We start from the raw sequence: 2,475 nt of genomic DNA on the forward strand, positions 1-2,475 counted from the left end.
TTAGTTCAATTTTTATTGGACTAATTTGAAATAACTAGCGGTATTATTTCATAAACTCCATCGCTTCCAGACAAATGTTTTAAAAATTTTTCAGGAACTCTGTCAACTTGTTTTACAAGTTCAAGAATATTTTTAATTTTAGCTTTCACTTTATCATCTTGAATTTTATAAAAGTCAAGAAAGTGATTTTTGTAAAAGATTATTTGCCTATTCATTTCGCAAAGTTAATTTAAAAGATAACTTCATTCAAATTATTTAACAATTTTTTTAACCGCGGTGTTTTTTGCTACACGATGTACTGCTTGCATGGGGGGTTATTTAATTGGTTAATTGTTTAACTGGTTAATCGGTTAATCGGTTAATCGATTGTAACATTATATTTTGGCTAAACGATTAAACCCTTTTAAACAGTTAGTCTTTTTCTTAAACAGTTAAACGATTAAACTTTTTTCTAAACCATTAAACTTTTCCTAAACAGCGTACCTTATAATACCCTCCCGTTTTTGATGCTCCTTTGAACTCGATTTTATTTTCGTTTTTTAATTGTTTGATCCAGCGTTCTATAGTTCGTTGACTAACCCTGAAATGATCCTTCATCGTTAAAACATTGATTCCTGGATTATTTTCTATAAGAACGAGAATCGCATTTACACCGCCGTTTACACCGACATTTGACTGTAAATCGGCTATATCTTCCGCATTTTTACGCCAAAGTATGGTCTTGAAGATTTCTTCCTGTATAAATTCGGGTGCTTTTTCCAGTCCGGCTTCTTGGCACAACCGAATAATGTCTCCTCCCGATCGCTATCGGGACCCCTCCCATCCTTTCGATATAACCCGCAAGATACATGGGCTCTGCCAATAAGGGGTTGGCAGGAATGGAACTGTGGGGTTTTCGAAGTTTGGCAGTCGTCAATCCATAAGGTAATACCATTGGTTAATATGTTTTAGTCCGATTGTTCTGGTATAATACCGCTGTATATTTCATTTAGTTCTCCCGGATAGCCCCGCCTGCCGCGGGCAGGTATCGGGATTATTGGACTAAATTGAAATAACTAGCGGTATAAAACGATCATGTGCCTTTTTGAAAACTTGAATGGTTATTGGAGCATATTGTTGGTTGTGTTTATCCAAATCCAGTTGCAAAGTTGCATCTATTTTATTGGTATATATCGTTGTTTTTATTTTAGGGGCTCTTTTTGAAAGCAGTAACAATACACTTTCATCACAATAATTATCTACCAGAATAATAGATTTTTTGGCCGATTTAATAATCTTGGCTATAAGTTCATAAGCGTCAAATATTTGTCCATCATAAAAAATGCCTTCGTTCGGAGGAAGTGATGTTTTTAATAATAATTCAAATTTTTGATCGTGTTCAAATAATTTCTTTTCAATACTTTCAATTTTTTGTTGTATTACATACCCTTTTAACAAATACGATTTCAGGGTATTTGTTGCCCAAATTGCTTCGCCCGTTCGCTGCACTCGGGTCTAAATTGCGTACCTGTTTTCGACTTTACTCTATATCCCACCGAGATAATTACATCAAGATTATATATCTTGGTTTTATAATTTTTACCATCTGCAGCAGTTGTCAAGGAATACTTGACAACTGCCTTTTCCTGTAATTCAGCTTCCTTGAAGATGTTATTTATGTGTAAGCTTATATTTTGTTTTGTAGATGAAAACAATTCAACCATTTGAGACTGAGTAAGCCAAACAGTTTCATCCTCTACCGAAAGCTTTCGGGACGAACTTCTATATGGTTGGAAAGCGTATCCGATTTATATAAAATGATTTCGTCGGTATTCATTTATATTTTGATGTTAGCTCTTGGAATTTAGAATTTGCCACTTTTAAAACCCGACAACCAACAGAGAGTATCATATCAAGATTATAGTGCTCCATCTGATACACTTTACATCTGTTGCAGTTGTCGCAAATTTTGCGACAACTGAAATACCTTTTAACTCTTCCTTACAGGCATTGTTCATATGTTTCCCAATAGTTTTAATATCCCTATCAAACAACAAGGAAAGTTGTTGCCTATTCAACCATACTGATTCATCTTTAATCCGAACTCTATAGGAGTGGGTAGATGATTGGGCTGGTATAAAATGATTTCGTTGGTATTCATTTATATTTTCGATTAACCCGTCATCCTGAGCTTGACGAAGGGTCCTAACCAATTACCCTCGGTCTTCACTCTACATTAGTATTGATTTTCCAATAGCCACTTTTTGAACTTCCTACCCTTAATAACAGCTCTTTTTCTTTTAGTTTAGCGATGTTTACTTTTATTTTTCGCTGCGATATATTTAAACGAATAGCCAACTCATTTGTTGTTATTCTTTCATTTTTCTGTATTAATTGTAAAATTTTCATTTGATTATCGGTGACCTTATCGGTGACCTTATCGGTGACCTTATCGGTGACCTTATCTGTGACCTTATCTGTGACATTATCTGTGAC

At 34.6% G+C, this 2,475-nt stretch carries 6 protein-coding genes; all 6 read right to left on the reverse strand.

The features are described from left to right. Positions 1-20: 20 nt before the first annotated feature. Positions 21-215 carry a hypothetical protein gene (locus B2145_RS04855; RefSeq protein WP_291099015.1) on the reverse strand — a complete coding sequence of 65 codons (195 nt, stop codon included), beginning with the start codon at positions 213-215 and terminating at the stop codon, positions 21-23. Positions 216-459: 244 nt separating this feature from the next. After that, on the reverse strand, positions 460-780 hold the full coding sequence (locus B2145_RS04860) for an HTH domain-containing protein (protein ID WP_291099018.1): 321 nt from the start codon (positions 778-780) through the stop codon (positions 460-462). Between the two features lie 261 nt (positions 781-1,041). Next, positions 1,042-1,488, reverse strand: a complete 447-nt coding sequence (locus B2145_RS04865) for a hypothetical protein (RefSeq protein WP_291099020.1) — start codon at positions 1,486-1,488, stop codon at positions 1,042-1,044. Further along, a complete protein-coding gene (gene rhuM, locus B2145_RS04870) occupies positions 1,446-1,694 on the reverse strand; it encodes a RhuM family protein (RefSeq protein ID WP_291099022.1) in 249 nt (82 codons plus the stop codon). Before rhuM ends, B2145_RS04865 begins: the two co-directional genes overlap by 43 nt. A 192-nt stretch (positions 1,695-1,886) precedes the next feature. Further along, positions 1,887-2,192 carry a hypothetical protein gene (locus B2145_RS04875; protein WP_291099024.1) on the reverse strand — a complete coding sequence of 102 codons (306 nt, stop codon included), beginning with the start codon at positions 2,190-2,192 and terminating at the stop codon, positions 1,887-1,889. 13 nt (positions 2,193-2,205) lie between these two features. Beyond that, positions 2,206-2,475, reverse strand: a 270-nt coding sequence (locus B2145_RS04880) for a winged helix-turn-helix domain-containing protein (RefSeq protein ID WP_291099027.1), incomplete at its 5' end; no start/stop codon positions are given.

The organism is Flavobacterium sp. UBA5153 (assembly GCA_002413745.1).
Taxonomy (GTDB): Bacteria; Bacteroidota; Bacteroidia; order Flavobacteriales; family Flavobacteriaceae; genus Flavobacterium.

Coding starts and splice junctions, on each gene's coding strand:
- B2145_RS04855 (WP_291099015.1), bottom strand. CDS start 215: ATGAATAGGCAAATAATCTTTTACAAAAATCACTTTCTTGACTTTTAT.